The 14,320-nt window shown below is 59.4% G+C and carries 14 protein-coding genes; 11 read left to right on the top strand and 3 right to left on the bottom strand.

The genetic code is table 11. The features are described from left to right. Positions 1 to 25 precede the first annotated feature (25 nt). Both VD17_RS07785 and purT read left to right on the top strand, forming a co-directional pair. Positions 26 to 493, top strand: a complete 468-nt coding sequence (locus VD17_RS07785) for a VUT family protein (protein ID WP_046053345.1) — start codon at positions 26 to 28, stop codon at positions 491 to 493. A 99-nt stretch (positions 494 to 592) separates the two neighbouring features. Beyond that, positions 593 to 1,774, top strand: a complete 1,182-nt coding sequence (purT, locus tag VD17_RS07780; RefSeq protein ID WP_046053344.1) for a formate-dependent phosphoribosylglycinamide formyltransferase — start codon at positions 593 to 595, stop codon at positions 1,772 to 1,774. A gap of 83 nt (positions 1,775 to 1,857) precedes the next feature. Here the strand turns inward: purT and VD17_RS07775 are convergent, their stop codons facing one another. The 3 genes from VD17_RS07775 to VD17_RS07765 all read right to left on the bottom strand — a co-directional run bounded on the left by VD17_RS07775 (position 1,858) and on the right by VD17_RS07765 (position 5,586). Then, positions 1,858 to 3,174 carry an MFS transporter gene (locus VD17_RS07775; protein ID WP_046053343.1) on the bottom strand — a complete coding sequence of 439 codons (1,317 nt, stop codon included), beginning with the start codon at positions 3,172 to 3,174 and terminating at the stop codon, positions 1,858 to 1,860. 342 nt (positions 3,175 to 3,516) lie between these two features. Continuing rightward, entirely contained in the window at positions 3,517 to 4,761 is a 1,245-nt protein-coding gene (locus VD17_RS07770; RefSeq protein WP_046053342.1) for a transporter associated domain-containing protein, read from the bottom strand. A gap of 12 nt (positions 4,762 to 4,773) precedes the next feature. Then, positions 4,774 to 5,586, bottom strand: a complete 813-nt coding sequence (locus tag VD17_RS07765) for a cytochrome C assembly family protein (RefSeq protein WP_046053341.1) — start codon at positions 5,584 to 5,586, stop codon at positions 4,774 to 4,776. A gap of 210 nt (positions 5,587 to 5,796) precedes the next feature. On the opposite strand from VD17_RS07765, the gene ffh reads away from it, so the two are divergent. The 9 genes from ffh (at position 5,797) to thrC (ending at position 14,264) form a co-directional block, all read left to right on the top strand. Continuing rightward, entirely contained in the window at positions 5,797 to 7,173 is a 1,377-nt protein-coding gene (gene ffh / locus VD17_RS07760; protein WP_033056394.1) for a signal recognition particle protein, read from the top strand. A 250-nt stretch (positions 7,174 to 7,423) separates the two neighbouring features. Next, positions 7,424 to 7,675 (top strand): 30S ribosomal protein S16, encoded by a 252-nt coding sequence (gene rpsP / locus VD17_RS07755; protein ID WP_007944872.1) that lies wholly within the window; start codon positions 7,424 to 7,426, stop codon positions 7,673 to 7,675. Positions 7,676 to 7,680: 5 nt separating this feature from the next. Continuing rightward, positions 7,681 to 8,217, top strand: a complete 537-nt coding sequence (gene rimM / locus VD17_RS07750; RefSeq protein WP_046053340.1) for a ribosome maturation factor RimM — start codon at positions 7,681 to 7,683, stop codon at positions 8,215 to 8,217. Then, positions 8,199 to 8,972 (top strand): tRNA (guanosine(37)-N1)-methyltransferase TrmD, encoded by a 774-nt coding sequence (trmD, locus tag VD17_RS07745; protein WP_154503229.1) that lies wholly within the window; start codon positions 8,199 to 8,201, stop codon positions 8,970 to 8,972. The genes rimM and trmD overlap by 19 nt, the downstream gene beginning before the upstream one ends. A 45-nt stretch (positions 8,973 to 9,017) precedes the next feature. Then, a complete protein-coding gene (gene rplS / locus VD17_RS07740; protein ID WP_003175895.1) occupies positions 9,018 to 9,368 on the top strand; it encodes a 50S ribosomal protein L19 in 351 nt (116 codons plus the stop codon). A 99-nt stretch (positions 9,369 to 9,467) separates the two neighbouring features. Then, on the top strand, positions 9,468 to 10,364 hold the full coding sequence (xerD, locus tag VD17_RS07735; protein ID WP_046053339.1) for a site-specific tyrosine recombinase XerD: 897 nt from the start codon (positions 9,468 to 9,470) through the stop codon (positions 10,362 to 10,364). A 253-nt stretch (positions 10,365 to 10,617) separates the two neighbouring features. Continuing rightward, positions 10,618 to 11,349: a bifunctional protein-disulfide isomerase/oxidoreductase DsbC gene (dsbC, locus tag VD17_RS07730; protein WP_046053338.1), complete on the top strand. Its 732-nt coding sequence runs from the start codon at positions 10,618 to 10,620 to the stop codon at positions 11,347 to 11,349. A gap of 134 nt (positions 11,350 to 11,483) precedes the next feature. Then, a complete protein-coding gene (locus tag VD17_RS07725) occupies positions 11,484 to 12,788 on the top strand; it encodes a homoserine dehydrogenase (protein ID WP_046053481.1) in 1,305 nt (434 codons plus the stop codon). Between the two features lie 66 nt (positions 12,789 to 12,854). Beyond that, positions 12,855 to 14,264: a threonine synthase gene (thrC, locus tag VD17_RS07720; RefSeq protein WP_046053337.1), complete on the top strand. Its 1,410-nt coding sequence runs from the start codon at positions 12,855 to 12,857 to the stop codon at positions 14,262 to 14,264. Positions 14,265 to 14,320: the final 56 nt, after the last annotated feature.

Below are 14,320 nucleotides of genomic sequence, written 5' to 3'. Positions count from 1 at the left end.
AAATTGACAGGTTCCCCCTTCGCCCATGCTCTTCCTGATCGCTTACATCAGCAGCGTCGTGCTGATCAACTACGCCTTTTCCACCGCTCCGCACCTGGACATCATCTGGTCGGCCTGGGGTGGTTTGGTGTTCGTCTTGCGCGACATGGTGCAAATACGTTTTGGCCATGGTGCGATCGCGGCGATGCTGGCAGCGCTGGTGTTGTCCTACGTGACGTCCGATCCGTCCATCGCGCTGGCCAGCGCCACGGCGTTCGCGGTGTCCGAATGCATCGATTGGCTAGTGTTCAGCATCACCAAGCGCCCCTTGCACGACCGCCTGTGGATAAGTTCGGCCCTGAGCATTCCCCTCGATACCTTCATCTTTTTCGGCATGATCGACGCGTTCACTCCGGGCGTGATCCTCACCGCCATGGGCTCGAAGTTCGCGGGCGTGACCATTGTCTGGATCGCAATGGCCTGGCGTCTGCGCAAGAACGCGATTCCCGGTTAAAGCCAAACCTCTCGGTTCATGTAAAATGCCGCGCTTTCTCCCCATGGGAAGCGCGCCACGCGTTGCGACCCTCGATGATCCGCTTCTTGAGGACCTGAGATGACCCGTATCGGAACTCCATTGTCGCCAACCGCGACCCGCGTATTGCTGTGTGGCTGTGGCGAGTTGGGCAAGGAAGTGGTGATCGAGCTGCAACGCCTGGGCGTTGAAGTGATTGCCGTGGACCGCTACGCCAATGCGCCTGCCATGCAGGTTGCCCATCGCAGCCATGTGATCAACATGCTCGACGGCGCCGCCCTGCGTGCGGTGATCGAAGCCGAAAAGCCGCATTTCATCGTGCCGGAAATCGAAGCCATTGCCACCGCGACCCTCGTGGAACTGGAAGCCGAAGGCTTCACCGTGATCCCGACCGCTCGCGCCGCGCAGTTGACCATGAACCGCGAAGGCATCCGTCGCCTGGCCGCTGAAGAGCTGGACCTGCCGACCTCGCCTTACCACTTCGCCGACACCTTCGAGGATTACAGCAAGGCTGTCGAAGACCTCGGCTTCCCATGTGTGGTTAAACCGGTGATGAGCTCGTCGGGTAAAGGCCAGAGCCTGCTGCGTAGCGTCGATGACGTGCGGAAAGCCTGGGATTACGCTCAAGAAGGCGGTCGCGCCGGTAAAGGTCGCGTGATCGTCGAAGGCTTTATCGATTTCGACTACGAAATCACCCTGTTGACCGTGCGTCACGTCGGCGGCACTACGTTCTGTGCGCCAGTCGGTCACCGCCAGGAGAAGGGCGACTATCAGGAATCCTGGCAGCCACAAGCCATGAGCCCGATTGCCCTGGCCGAATCCGAGCGCGTTGCCAAAGCCGTCACTGAAGCCTTGGGTGGCCGTGGTCTGTTTGGTGTTGAGCTGTTCATCAAAGGCGATCAAGTCTGGTTCAGCGAAGTCTCGCCGCGTCCACATGACACCGGTCTGGTGACGTTGATTTCCCAGGACCTGTCGCAGTTTGCGCTGCACGCACGGGCGATACTGGGCCTGCCGATTCCGTTGATCCGTCAGTTCGGTCCATCGGCTTCGGCGGTAATTCTGGTGGAAGGGCAGTCGACTCAGACGGCTTTCGCCAATCTTGGTGCGGCGTTGAGCGAGCCGGATACGGCGTTGCGTCTGTTCGGCAAGCCTGAGGTCAATGGTCAGCGTCGGATGGGTGTTGCGTTGGCGCGCGATGAGTCGATTGACGCTGCTCGCGCTAAAGCGGCCCGCGCATCCCAGGCCGTCGTAGTAGAGCTTTAACCGAGGCGCGGCCTACGCGGGCAAGCCTCCTACAGAATCACGCGGTTCCTGTAGGAGCGAGGCTTGCCCGCGAAGCTTTTTCTTCAGGCAACCCGATTCAGATCGTTATTGCGCGTTTCCTTCAGGCACAGCACAGCAATCAAACTCAGCACCGCTGCCCCCGACACATACCCGCCGACATAACTCAAACCGCCCATCGCCACCAGCTTCTGTGCGAAGAACGGCGCCGCCGAGGCCCCGATAATGCCACCCAGGTTGTAGGCCGCCGACGCACCGGTATAACGCACGTGAGTGGGGAACAGCTCCGGCAGCAGCGCGCCCATCGGCGCAAACGTCACGCCCATCAGAAACAGCTCGATGCACAGGAACAGCGCCACGCCCCAGGTCGAACCTTGGGTCAGCAGCGGCTCCATCAGGAAACCGGACAGAATCGCCAGCACACCGCCGATGATCAGCACCGGTTTGCGCCCGTAACGATCACTGGCCCAGGCCGACAGCGGCGTAGCGGCGGCCATGAACAGCACGGCGAAGCACAGCAGCGCGAGGAAGGTTTCGCGGGTGTAGCCGAGCGTCGACACGCCATAGCTCAGCGAAAACACCGTCGAGATATAGAACAGCGCGTAGCACACCACCATCGACCCGGCACCCAGCAACATCGGCGCCCAATATTGGCCGAGCAGCTCGACCAGCGGGATTTTCACCCGCTCCTGGCGAGCCATTGCGTTGGCAAACACCGGGGTTTCGTGAAGCTTGAGGCGCACATAGAGGCCGACCATCACCAGCGCCGCACTGAGCAGGAACGGAATCCGCCAGCCCCACGAGCGGAACTGCTCGTCGTTCAGGGTCATTGCCAGTGTAAGAAACAGCCCATTGGCCGCGAGGAAACCGATCGAGGGGCCAAGCTGCGGGAACATGCCGAACCAGGCGCGTTTTCCCTTGGGTGCATTCTCGGTGGCCAGCAACGCCGCGCCACCCCATTCGCCGCCGAGTCCCAGGCCCTGGCCGAAGCGCAGCACGCAGAGCAGGATCGGCGCCCAGGCCCCGATGCTGTCGTAACCCGGAAGTACGCCGATCAGCGTGGTGCATACGCCCATCAGCAGCAGCGAGGCAACCAGTGTCGATTTGCGCCCGATGCGGTCACCGAAGTGGCCGAAAAGCGCCGATCCCAGCGGTCGAGCAAGGAAGGCGATGCCGAAGGTGAGGAACGCCGACAGCATCTGGGCCGTGCCGGAGGTCTGCGGAAAGAATACCGGACCGATCACCAGTGCAGCGGCCGTGGCATAGACGTAGAAGTCGTAGAACTCGATGGCGGTGCCGATGAAGCTTGCAGTCGCCACGCGGGTGGCTGAGTTCGTCGGTTGCGCCGGCGCGGTGTCGTTATAAGTCGTGCTGGTCGTCATGCAGTTATCCCTGACAGTCATGTGCCCCAGTGGAGCGAATTATTATGGTCGAACACCCAGGGATGTGGGAGTGAGGCGCGGCCGATGTTCAAGGTAGGAACAGTCGTCGGTGTGGTGCGGATATTGTCGATGATCTGGCCGGAACCTTCTGCGTGCGGGGTAAGCACGTGGTTCGGCGGGGCTTGGGTAAGCGGCTTGATTATAGGAAGGCTGCTAACGATCGGACAAGGCATAGATGTTGAAAAAGATCGCAGCCTCGCTTCGCTCGACAGCGGCTACAAGGGAACGCATTCCAAACGGTAGGAGCTGTCGAGCGAAGCGAGGCTGCGATCTTTTAACTATCTAACGGATAGAGGCAATCGCAGGCGTCGAACTGGTATGCCAGATCAAAACCCGGGTAACACGATTATCTTCGGTCTCCAGAATCTCCAGCCGATAACGCCCGATCTTCAGGCATACCGCACTTTCCGGAATCGTCTCCAGTGCCTCAGTCACCAACCCGTTGAGGGTTTTCGGACCGTCGCTCGGCAAGTGCCAGCCCAGGCTCTTGTTCAGTTCGCGAATCGACGCCGCACCTTCGATCACCAGGCGGCCATCGGCCTGTGGGTGGATGTGCGGGTTATCCAGGCTGTGCTGGCTTTCGAACTCGCCGACGATTTCTTCGAGAATGTCTTCCAGGGTCACGACACCGAGCACTTCGCCGTACTCGTCGACCACCATGCCCAGGCGTCGCTGTTGTTTGTGGAAATTCAACAGCTGCAGTTGCAACGGGGTGCTTTCCGGTACGAAGTAGGGGTCGTGACAGGCTGCCAGCAATGCCTCTCGGGTCAGACTGGCGTCGGGCAGCAGATGGCGGATCTGCCGGGTATTGAGTACCGCCTCGACCTGATTGATGTCGCTGTGGAAAACCGGCAAGCGCGTGCGTTTATTGGCGCGAAGCTGCTCGATGATTTCCTCGAGGGAGTCGTCCAGATTGACCCCGTCGACGTCACTGCGTGGCACCAGAATGTCGTTGACCGTGATGTTGTCCAGCGCATGGATGCCTGACAGCGGGTGAGGGCGGCAGACGGCGTGTTCGTGATCGTCGTGCCGATCGTTCGGGGCCTCGTCTTCGCTCTGCTGCACCACTTTGACTTTGCGGGCGAACGGTCGCATCAGCAGCTGGCTTATGCCATTGAGCAACCAGGCGGCGGGATAGATGATTTTCAGTGGCGCGCCCAGCAAGGTGTTGCCCAAGGCCAGGACGGCGTCCGGATAACGGACGGCGAGGGTGCGCGGCAGGTAGTCGGCGAACACCAGAAGCACGGCGCCAGCCCCCAGGCAGGCTACCCATGGACCGTTTTCCGCCCAAGTGAAAATCGCCAGCAAGGTGCTGATGACCACGACCAGTGCGCGGCACAGGGTGTTGCACAGGATCAGGCTATTGAGCGAAAAGCTCAGTTTTGCCACCGGTTTGTCGCTCGAGCGCGAAGCGGTCCGCTGGGCGAGCAAGTACTGTTGCGCAGCTTCGATGGCGGTAAACAGCCCCGACCATAAAATCAGCAGGGCCACTACCGCAAGCATCGGCCCTATGGGCAAGTCGTCCATTAATGCCGCCCGTCAGATATGCAGGATGTATTCACGAACCAGCTTACTGCCGAAATACGCCAGCATCAGCAGGCAGAAACCGGCGAGGGTCCAGCGAATGGCCTTGTGTCCGCGCCAGCCGAGTCGGTTACGGCCCCAGAGCAGCACGCTGAAAACGATCCAGGCGAGGCATGCCAGCAGGGTTTTGTGCACCAGGTGCTGGGCGAACAGGTTGTCGACGAACAGCCAGCCGGAAATCAGCGACAGCGACAGCAGGGTCCAGCCGGCCCAGAGGAAACCGAACAGCAGGCTTTCCATGGTTTGCAGCGGCGGGAAGTTCTTGATCAGGCCGGACGGGTGTTTGTGCTTGAGCTGATGGTCTTGAACCAGCAGCAGTAACGCCTGGAATACCGCGATGGTGAACATGCCATAGGCGAGGATCGACAGCAGGATGTGGGCGAGGATGCCTGGTTCTTCGTCGATGATCTGCACGGTGCCGGCGGGGGCGAACTGTGCGAGCAGCACGGTGGCGGCGCCGAGCGGGAACAGCAATATAAGCAGGTTCTCCACCGGGATCCGCGAGCAGGCCAACAGCGTCAGGGCAATCACCGCGGCGGCAATCAGGCTGGCGGCGCTGAAAAAATCCAGGCCCAGGCCAATCGGTGTCAGCAGGTGGGTGAACAGGCTGGCGCTATGAGCCAGCACGGCGAGCACGCCGAGCGTGACCAGCAGGCGTTTGTTCGCCTTGGCACCGGTGGCCAGACGAGTGCCCTGATAGAGGGTCGCAGCGGCATATAAGCAGGCGGCGGCGAGGGTAGTTAGCAAACTGGGTGACAAGGGGAGCATAAATCCTGTTAGGCAAGCCCGAAAGGCGCTGAGTTTGGCATAGAACCCCCGCAGCACGAAAGACCATGCAACCTGACGACGAGGTGTCCGCCAGACGCAGTCTTCGCTATAATCCGCGACCTGCCCACGCCGCAGGCTCGCCGAGCACACGTTTATTCCGGTCTGGGCCGCCATTATCCCGGTCTACACAGGGCCTGAAAGGATCGCGCAATGTTTGAAAACTTAACCGACCGTCTCTCGCAGACGCTGCGCCATGTCACCGGCAAGGCCAAGCTGACCGAAGACAACATCAAAGACACCCTGCGCGAAGTGCGCATGGCGTTGCTCGAAGCTGACGTCGCCTTGCCGGTCGTCAAGGACTTCGTCAATTCGGTCAAGGAACGCGCCGTCGGCACTGAGGTGTCGCGCAGCCTGACGCCGGGCCAGGCCTTCGTGAAGATCGTCCAGGCCGAACTCGAAAGCCTGATGGGCGCGGCCAACGAAGACTTGAACCTGAGCGCCGTTCCTCCGGCCGTCGTGCTGATGGCCGGTTTGCAGGGTGCGGGTAAAACCACCACCGCCGGCAAACTCGCGCGCTTCCTTAAAGAGCGCAAGAAGAAGTCGGTCATGGTCGTGTCTGCGGACGTTTACCGTCCGGCAGCGATCAAGCAGCTGGAAATGCTCGCAGGGGAAGTCGGCGTTACCTTCTTCCCGTCCGACCTGAGCCAGAAGCCGGTCGACATCGCGCAAGCGGCTATTAAAGAAGCAAAGCTTAAGTTTATTGATGTAGTCATCGTCGATACCGCCGGTCGCCTGCACATCGATGAAGAGATGATGGGCGAGATCAAGGCGCTGCATGCCGCGATCAACCCGGTCGAAACGCTGTTCGTGGTCGACGCCATGACCGGTCAGGACGCCGCCAACACGGCCAAGGCCTTCGGCGATGCTCTACCGCTGACCGGTGTGATCCTGACCAAGGTCGACGGCGATGCCCGTGGCGGTGCCGCACTGTCGGTTCGCGCCATCACCGGCAAGCCGATCAAGTTCATCGGTATGGGCGAGAAGAGCGACGCGCTCGAGCCGTTCCACCCGGAGCGTATTGCTTCGCGCATCCTCGGTATGGGCGACGTACTCAGCCTGATCGAGCAGGCCGAGCAGACCCTCGACAAGGACAAGGCCGACAAACTGGCCAAGAAGTTGAAGAAGGGCAAGGGCTTCGATCTCGAAGACTTCCGCGATCAGCTGCAACAGATGAAAAACATGGGCGGCCTCGGCGGCCTCATGGACAAACTGCCAAACATGCCCGGTATGAACCTGGCGCAGATGGGCAACGCCCAAGGCGCGGCAGAGAAGCAATTCAAGCAGATGGAAGCCATCATCAATTCCATGACCCCGGCCGAGCGCCGCGACCCTGAGATGATCAGCGGTTCGCGCAAACGCCGGATCGCCATGGGTTCCGGCACTCAGGTGCAGGACATCGGTCGCTTGATCAAGCAGCACAAGCAGATGCAGAAGATGATGAAGAAGTTCTCCGCGAAAGGCGGAATGGCCAAAATGATGCGCGGCATGGGCGGTATGTTGCCCGGCGGCGGCATGCCAAGAATGTAAAGAATTCGCGCCGACAGTCATGTCGACGCAGCCCCACATGGACGTGGGATCTCCAGCAAACCCGCACTTGGCGGGAGCTGACTGGCCGTTTTCAACGACGGCTCTATAGCAAATCTTGATGGCGACTGAAAGGCCGCCGGAAAAAGTCATTTGCAAAAGTCCGGATATTCCTTAGAATATGCGGCCTTTCGGGCACCTATGCCCGCTGTGCCTTTAGATTTGCAGCACCGACTACAGGAACGATGTTCACATGCTAACAATCCGTCTTGCCCTTGGCGGCTCCAAAAAGCGCCCGTTTTACCACTTGACCGTAACCGACAGCCGCAACCCGCGCGACGGTTCGCACAAGGAACAGGTTGGTTTCTTCAACCCTGTTGCTCGTGGTCAAGAAGTCCGTCTGTCCGTGAACCAAGAGCGCGTAGCCTACTGGCTGAGCGTTGGTGCACAACCTTCTGAGCGCGTTGCTCAGTTGTTGAAGGACGCGGCTAAGGCTGCGGCCTGAGCAATATGAACGCGACGCCAGCTGTTGCTGATGATTTGATCGTTATCGGCAAAATTTATTCGGTTCATGGCGTTCGCGGCGAAGTGAAGGTGTATTCCTTTACTGATCCGACTGAAAACCTGTTGCAGTACAAAACCTGGACGCTAAAGCGCGAAGGCAATGTGAAACAGGTCGAGCTGGTCAGCGGACGCGGGAGCGATAAGTTCCTGGTCGCAAAGCTCAAGGGTCTTGATGATCGTGAAGAAGCGCGTCTTCTGGCCGGTTATGAGATCTGCGTGCCGCGCAACCTGTTCCCTGAATTGACCGACGGCGAGTACTACTGGTACCAGCTGGAAGGTCTGAAGGTCATTGATCAACTCGGACAATTGCTCGGGAAAATCGATCATCTTCTGGAAACCGGCGCCAATGATGTAATGGTGGTCAAGCCTTGCGCTGGCAGCCTGGATGATCGCGAACGCCTGTTGCCCTATACGGAGCAATGCGTGTTGGCCGTCGACCTTGCCGCAGGCGAGATGAAGGTGGAATGGGATGCGGACTTCTAAGCGTGGCTAACTTGCGCGTAGAAGTGATCAGTTTGTTTCCCGAGATGTTCTCCGCCATCAGCGAGTACGGCATCACCAGTCGTGCGGTGAAACAGGGGCTCTTGCAGCTCACCTGTTGGAATCCGCGAGACTACACGACGGATCGACATCACACTGTGGATGATCGCCCATTTGGCGGTGGTCCAGGCATGGTGATGAAGATCAAGCCCCTGGAAGATGCGTTGGTTCAGGCCAAGGCAGCAGCCGGGGAGGCGGCGAAGGTAATTTACCTGTCCCCCCAAGGCCGTCAACTGACTCAGTCGGCGGTACGCGAGTTGGCGAATCTGGATGCATTGATCCTGATTGCCGGCCGCTATGAAGGCATTGACGAGCGTTTTATAGAGGCTCATGTCGATGAAGAGTGGTCGATTGGCGACTATGTACTGTCTGGCGGCGAGCTGCCGGCGATGGTCCTGATCGATGCGGTTACACGACTGCTGCCTGGAGCTTTAGGGCATGCGGACTCCGCCGAGGAAGATTCCTTTACGGATGGTTTGCTGGATTGCCCGCACTACACCCGACCGGAGGTGTATGCGGATCAGCGTGTTCCCGACGTGTTGCTAAGTGGCAATCACGCGCATATCCGGCGTTGGCGTTTACAGCAGTCCCTTGGTAGGACCTTTGAACGACGCGCCGATCTTCTGGAAAGCCGCTCGCTTTCTGGAGAAGAGAAGAAGCTGCTCGAGGAATACATCCGCGAGCGGGACGATAGTTAACAACGTATCGATGGTAGATCCGACGATTTACCTTAGGAGCACAGCATGACTAACAAAATCATCCTTGCACTCGAAGCAGAGCAGATGACCAAAGAGATCCCTACCTTTGCCCCGGGCGACACCATTGTCGTTCAGGTGAAAGTGAAGGAAGGCGACCGTTCGCGTCTGCAAGCGTTCGAAGGTGTTGTTATCGCCAAGCGTAACCGCGGCGTAAACAGTGCTTTCACCGTTCGTAAAATCTCCAACGGTGTTGGCGTAGAGCGTACTTTCCAGACCTACAGCCCGCAAATCGACAGCATGGCCGTTAAACGTCGCGGTGACGTACGTAAAGCCAAGCTGTACTACCTGCGTGACCTGTCCGGTAAAGCAGCTCGCATCAAGGAAAAACTGGCTTAAGTCCAGCTTCCGATGCAGAAAAAAGCAGCCTACGGGCTGCTTTTTTGTTGCCTGCGATTTATCTTCCCTGGCCGTACTGTCGGTCTTGCCTGAGCCTTTATGCCCGCCATCGATCATCCTTTGATAGACCAATTCCTCGACGCTCTGTGGCTGGAGAAAGGTCTTTCCGATAACACCCGCGATGCCTATCGCAGCGACCTGGCCCTGTTCAACGGCTGGCTGCAGGAAAAAGGGTTGGAGTTGATCAATGCCGGCCGCGAATTGATCCTCGATCACTTGGCCTGGCGTCTGGAGCAAAACTACAAACCCCGCTCGACGGCGCGATTTCTCTCTGGTGTGCGTGGCTTTTATCGCTATTTGCTGCGGGAAAAGCTGATCGCCGTCGATCCGACGTTGCGCATCGACATGCCTCAGCTCGGTAGGCCTTTGCCCAAATCCTTGTCGGAAGCGGATGTGGAAGCGCTGCTGAAGGCGCCGGATCTGAGCGAAGCCATCGGCCAGCGCGACCGCGCCATGCTCGAAGTGCTTTATGCCTGTGGCTTGCGTGTGACGGAGCTGATCAGCCTTACACTGGAGCAGGTCAATCTGCGCCAAGGCGTGCTGCGAGTGATGGGCAAGGGCAGCAAGGAGCGGCTGGTGCCAATGGGCGAGGAGGCGATTGTCTGGGTCGAGCGTTACCTGCGCGATGGCCGCCAGGAGCTGCTTGGCGGGCGTCCCAGCGATGTCATGTTCCCCAGCCAGCGCGGCGAGCAGATGACTCGGCAGACCTTCTGGCATCGCATCAAGCACCAGGCCAAGGTTGCCGGGATCGGTAAGTCGCTGTCGCCGCACACCTTGCGCCATGCCTTCGCCACGCACTTGCTCAACCACGGCGCGGACCTGCGGGTGGTGCAAATGCTACTCGGCCATAGCGATCTGTCGACCACGCAGATCTACACCCACGTCGCCCGTGCCCGCTTGCAGGACCTGCACGCCAAACATCACCCCAGAGGCTGAACAAAATCCCTGTAGGAGTGAGCCTGCTCGCGATGGCGATCTGTCAGTCACCGCTGTGTTGTCAGGACTACCGCTATCGCGAGCAGGCTCACTCCTACAGGGGGGTGCGTTGTCCCAATGTCTCGCGTCACCCGCATTCGGCCACAGGGGCCTTATGTGGTAGGCTTTGCCGGTTTGCACGATGGGCGTTTATGACCCGGTGTTTCGGCACGGGCATTCTGATCGTCCCATTTGTCCGCCTTCAGGAGTTCTCATGCGTCTGACCCAGATTTTCGCCGCCGCAGCCATTGCGTTGGTCAGCACCTTTGCCGTCGCCGATGACGCGGCCGACAAAGCCATTCGTAAAAGCCTGGAAAACCTCCAGCTCGAGGTGCCGGTAGAAAGCATCACCGCCAGCCCGCTGCCAGGTCTGTACGAAGTCAAACTCAAGGGCAGCCGCGTGCTCTATGCCAGTGCCGACGGCCAGTACGTCGTTCAGGGTTACTTGTTCCAGCTCAAGGACGGCAAACCGGTCAACCTGACCGAGAAGACCGAACGCCTGGGCGTTTCCAAACTGGTCAACGAGATTCCAGTGGCTGAAACCGTGGTCTATCCGGCAATCGGCGAAACCAAATCGCACATCACCGTATTCACCGACACCACCTGCCCGTATTGCCACAAGCTGCACGCCGAAGTGCCTGAGCTGAACAAGCGCGGCATCGAAGTGCGTTATGTCGCGTTCCCGCGCCAGGGCCTTGGCTCGCCGGGTGACGAACAACTGCAAGCGGTCTGGTGCTCGAAAGACAAGAAAGCCGCCATGGACAAGATGGTCGACGGCAAGGAAATCAAGGCCGCCAAGTGCGATAACCCGGTTTCCAAGCAGTTCGCTCTCGGTCAGTCGATTGGCGTGAACGGTACACCGGCCATCGTTTTGGCCGACGGCCAAGTCATTCCGGGCTACCAGCCTGCGCCACAAGTCGCCAAACTGGCACTGGGCGCGAAGTAAATTCGCATCGTCACGGTCAGCCATTGACGATCATGGTTCGGCGGCAGCATTCGCCGGGCCATTAATAGAGAACCGCGAGTATGCGGTTGTTTTCACGGCCGGCCTTGAGTCGGCCGTTTTATGGGGAGTTCACAGTGAAACCGGTCAAAGTAGGCATCTGTGGGTTAGGGACCGTCGGTGGCGGTACCTTCAACGTACTTCAGCGTAACGCCGAGGAAATTGCTCGTCGTGCCGGGCGTGGAATCGAAGTGGCACAAATTGCCATGCGCACGCCAAAGCCTCAGTTCCAGACGACCGGTATTGCGATTACCAACGATGTCTTCGAAGTGGCCACGAACCCTGAGATCGACATCGTCATAGAGCTGGTGGGCGGCTACACCGTTGCCCGCGAGCTGGTACTCAAAGCGATCGAGAACGGAAAACATGTTGTGACCGCGAACAAGGCGTTGATCGCCGTTCACGGTAATGAAATTTTCGCCAAGGCCCGGGAGAAGGGCGTGATTGTGGCGTTCGAAGCCGCCGTGGCCGGTGGCATTCCGGTGATCAAGGCTATCCGTGAAGGCCTGTCGGCCAACCGCATCAACTGGGTCGCCGGCATCATCAACGGCACCGGCAACTTCATCCTCACCGAAATGCGTGAGAAGGGCCGGACCTTCGAAGACGTACTCGCCGAGGCGCAAGCCCTGGGTTACGCCGAGGCCGATCCGACCTTCGACGTTGAAGGCATCGACGCGGCCCACAAGCTGACGATCCTGGCGTCCATCGCGTTCGGCATTCCGCTGCAGTTCGACAAGGCTTACACCGAAGGCATCACCAAGCTGACTACCGCTGACGTGAACTACGCCGAAGCGCTGGGCTATCGCATCAAGCACCTGGGCGTGGCGCGTAGCACGGCGGCCGGTATCGAGTTGCGCGTGCACCCGACGCTGATCCCGGCCGATCGCCTGATCGCCAACGTCAACGGCGTGATGAACGCGGTGATGGTCAACGGTGATGCCGCCGGTTCTACGCTGTTCTACGGCGCTGGCGCTGGCATGGAGCCGACTGCTTCGTCGGTGATCGCCGACCTGGTGGATGTGGTTCGCGCCATGACTTCCGACCCGGAAAACCGCGTACCGCACCTGGCATTCCAGCCGGATTCGCTGTCGGCCCACCCGATCCTGCCGATCGAAGCCTGCGAAAGCTCCTATTACCTGCGCATCCAGGCCAAGGACCATCCGGGCGTGTTGGCGCAGGTGGCGAGCATCCTGTCGGAGCGCGGCATCAACATCGAATCGATCATGCAGAAGGAAGTCGAAGAACACGACGGCCTGGTGCCGATGATCCTGCTGACTCACCGCGTGCTGGAACAGCACATGAACGACGCGATCGCCGCCCTCGAAGCCTTGGCTGGCGTGGTCGGTCCGGTCGTACGGATCCGCGTCGAGCACCTGAACTAAGCCGTTATCGTTCACCGGGCTCGCCTGCGGGCCCGGGTTTGCGAACACTGTCTATTGGAGCCAGTCATGCGTTATATCAGTACCCGCGGCCAGGCACCGGCCCTGAATTTCGAAGACGTCCTGCTGGCCGGTCTGGCCACGGACGGCGGTCTGTACGTCCCGGAAAACCTGCCACGTTTCACCCAGGAAGAAATCGCTTCCTGGGCCGGCCTGCCGTATCACGAGCTGGCTTTCCGGGTGATGCGCCCGTTCGTCACCGGTAGCATTCCTGACGCCGATTTCAAAAAGATCCTCGAAGAAACCTACGGTGTGTTTTCGCACAACGCCGTGGCCCCGTTGCGTCAGCTGAACGGCAACGAATGGGTGCTGGAGCTGTTCCACGGCCCGACTCTCGCGTTCAAAGACTTCGCCTTGCAGCTGCTGGGTCGTCTGCTCGACTACGTGTTGGAAAAACGCGGTGAGCGCGTGGTGATTGTCGGTGCCACCTCCGGCGACACCGGTTCGGCCGCCATCGAAGGCTGCAAGCACTGCGAAAACGTCGACATCTTCATCCTGCACCCGCACAACCGTGTGTCCGAAGTGCAGCGCCGCCAGATGACCACCATCTTCGGCGAGAACATCCATAACATCGCCATCGAAGGCAACTTCGATGACTGCCAGGAAATGGTCAAGGCCAGCTTCGCTGACCAGAGCTTCCTCAAGGGCACCCGCCTGGTGGCGGTGAACTCGATCAACTGGGCGCGGATCATGGCCCAGATCGTTTACTACTTCCACGCAGCCCTGCAACTGGGCGGCCCGGCGCGTTCGGTATCGTTCTCGGTGCCGACCGGCAACTTCGGCGACATTTTTGCCGGTTACCTGGCGCGCAACATGGGCCTGCCGATCAACCAGTTGATCGTCGCTACCAACCGCAACGACATCCTGCACCGCTTCATGAGCGGCAATCAGTACGTCAAGGACACCCTGCATGCCACGCTGTCGCCGTCGATGGACATCATGGTGTCGTCGAACTTCGAACGCCTGCTGTTCGACCTGCACGGTCGCAACGGCGCAGCGATTGCCGGGCTGATGGACACCTTCAAACAAGGTGGCGGCTTCAGCGTCGAACAGGAACGTTGGACCGAAGCCCGCAAGCTGTTCGATTCGCTGGCCGTGGATGACACGCAAACCTGCGAAACCATTGCCGAAGTTTATGAGCAAACCGGCGAACTGCTGGATCCGCACACCGCTATCGGCGTGAAGGCGGCGCGCGAGTGCCGTCGCAGCCTGGATATCCCGATGGTGATCCTCGGTACGGCCCATCCGGTCAAATTCCCGGACGCAGTGGAAAAAGCGGGCGTAGGAAAAGCGCTTGAACTACCTGCACATCTTTCTGATTTGTTTGAGCGAGATGAGCGCTGTACCGTGCTGCCAAATGACCTGAAAGCCGTGCAGGCCTTTGTCAGTCAGCATGGCAACCGCGGCAAGCCTTTGTAACCGATTAAAACTGTCACATTTTGAAGCCCGTCTCCTGACGGGCTTTCTCATTTCTG

Origin of the sequence: Pseudomonas fluorescens, from assembly GCF_000968015.1 — a bacterium.
GTDB lineage: Bacteria > Pseudomonadota > Gammaproteobacteria > Pseudomonadales > Pseudomonadaceae > Aquipseudomonas > Aquipseudomonas fluorescens_W.
The sequence above is the reverse complement of the archived record's forward strand: the minus strand, read 5'-3'. Positions and strand labels throughout refer to the sequence as shown.

What these genes read in the sequence shown, in the direction of transcription:
- VD17_RS07785 (WP_046053345.1), top strand. Translation starts at nt 26, where the DNA reads ATGCTCTTCCTGATCGCTTACATCAGCAGCGTCGTGCTGATCAACTAC.
- purT (WP_046053344.1), top strand. Translation starts at nt 593, where the DNA reads ATGACCCGTATCGGAACTCCATTGTCGCCAACCGCGACCCGCGTATTG.
- VD17_RS07775 (WP_046053343.1), bottom strand. Translation starts at nt 3,174, where the DNA reads ATGACGACCAGCACGACTTATAACGACACCGCGCCGGCGCAACCGACG.
- VD17_RS07770 (WP_046053342.1), bottom strand. Translation starts at nt 4,761, where the DNA reads ATGGACGACTTGCCCATAGGGCCGATGCTTGCGGTAGTGGCCCTGCTG.
- VD17_RS07765 (WP_046053341.1), bottom strand. Translation starts at nt 5,586, where the DNA reads ATGCTCCCCTTGTCACCCAGTTTGCTAACTACCCTCGCCGCCGCCTGC.
- ffh (WP_033056394.1), top strand. Translation starts at nt 5,797, where the DNA reads ATGTTTGAAAACTTAACCGACCGTCTCTCGCAGACGCTGCGCCATGTC.
- rpsP (WP_007944872.1), top strand. Translation starts at nt 7,424, where the DNA reads ATGCTAACAATCCGTCTTGCCCTTGGCGGCTCCAAAAAGCGCCCGTTT.
- rimM (WP_046053340.1), top strand. Translation starts at nt 7,681, where the DNA reads ATGAACGCGACGCCAGCTGTTGCTGATGATTTGATCGTTATCGGCAAA.
- trmD (WP_154503229.1), top strand. Translation starts at nt 8,199, where the DNA reads ATGGGATGCGGACTTCTAAGCGTGGCTAACTTGCGCGTAGAAGTGATC.
- rplS (WP_003175895.1), top strand. Translation starts at nt 9,018, where the DNA reads ATGACTAACAAAATCATCCTTGCACTCGAAGCAGAGCAGATGACCAAA.
- xerD (WP_046053339.1), top strand. Translation starts at nt 9,468, where the DNA reads ATGCCCGCCATCGATCATCCTTTGATAGACCAATTCCTCGACGCTCTG.
- dsbC (WP_046053338.1), top strand. Translation starts at nt 10,618, where the DNA reads ATGCGTCTGACCCAGATTTTCGCCGCCGCAGCCATTGCGTTGGTCAGC.
- thrC (WP_046053337.1), top strand. Translation starts at nt 12,855, where the DNA reads ATGCGTTATATCAGTACCCGCGGCCAGGCACCGGCCCTGAATTTCGAA.